Genomic DNA, 1,317 nt, shown 5'->3' on the forward strand with positions numbered 1-1,317 from the left:
GAAACCTATTTGCTCGAGCGCGGAGAAGAGCAAATAGGTTTCAATCCTGCGGTACAACATTACGTATGGATCTAAGTCATCGAGCGATAATTGCATACGATAAATATCGTCTTTAAAACTGTGTGCCAGACTGTTTATTTCTGGAAACTGACGAGCATAAATTTCCAGCAGCATAAGCTTTAAAACAGATTTGTATGGCGAGTCGATTGCTTTATAAATTTGCCACATACCGGCACCAATAAACTCGCCAGCGGGCAGATTTTTAATGCCACCAAAATCGGTGCAGCTGTTTTCATTCAAATAGCCCTGTTGATAAAGCTGCTGCAGTGTTTGCTCATAGTCATGCTCAGCTGAGGTTGGCACTAACCACCAGGCAGGTATGTTTCCGGCAATAACCTGGGCCGTTCGATAGAATTCGTCCAGCAATAAAACATGTTGCGTTGATCCGCAATGTTCACCGGTTAAAGAATGCTGCTCGCCGCCTTGAAAGCGATGAGCGTTCATCAGAAAAAAATGCACCTCGAGATTAAAGTCATCAGCCCATTTTGTTATTCGCTCAGACTTTTCCTGCAATAACTGAATCTGGCGATCAGAAAGATGGGATTCGTAACAAACCCAGATGTCTAAATCAGAGCTAGTTGACTGGCCAATGCTGCCACTGGAGCCCATTAAATATAGAGCGGATAATTGAGGTTTAATTAGATGAAGGCGCGTGTTTATTTGCCCTCGGGTTATCGATTGCGCGGTTCGTAATAAACTTTCAGACGGGTGGTAATGCGCAATTGTGGAAGGTGTCTCTTCATTATCGACAAAGCCAGGCAAGCTCTCATGATTTACGTGGAATAATAATGGCAACAGGTCAAAACATTGTTGTTGCTTGCGCTGCAATCCTTCACGAACACGGTTGATACGTCCTTCATTGACTATGCTAAATCGTTGCGTTGCCTGTTGCACATGGGCTGCAGAAGCATTTGAGGTTTGAATGAATCCGCTTTTATTGCTCTGAGAACTGTCTTGGCTCATGAATGCTGTTTCTTGTTAACTTATTAAATGATGATACAAAATGATTTAGTTCTTATTTTCTGCTTCAATGCTAGAGTTAGAACTGCATATATAATAATTTCAAAGCAGCTAGACCGGCATTTGTTTGAACATCACATAATTAGAAGCAGAGCTTTAATACTGTTAAGTTTTAGGGTGTTGTAAGCGTAGCTCAGATTCCAGTTAAACGCGCAGTAATACTTTGTTACAGTAGGACAAGCTCAGCCGAGTTAGCATAGCCGTACTGCCCAAACCGGTACGTTCAAGTTGTCTAAG

1 protein-coding gene is annotated in these 1,317 nt (G+C 42.3%); it reads right to left on the bottom strand.

What is annotated here, in order from left to right:
* On the bottom strand, positions 1-1,023 hold a 1,023-nt coding region (locus tag BGP77_RS03720), incomplete at its 3' end, for a class I adenylate cyclase (RefSeq protein ID WP_199224190.1).
* Positions 1,024-1,317: the final 294 nt, after the last annotated feature.

It is taken from the genome of Saccharospirillum sp. MSK14-1 (assembly GCF_003054965.1).
GTDB lineage: Bacteria > Pseudomonadota > Gammaproteobacteria > Pseudomonadales > Natronospirillaceae > Saccharospirillum.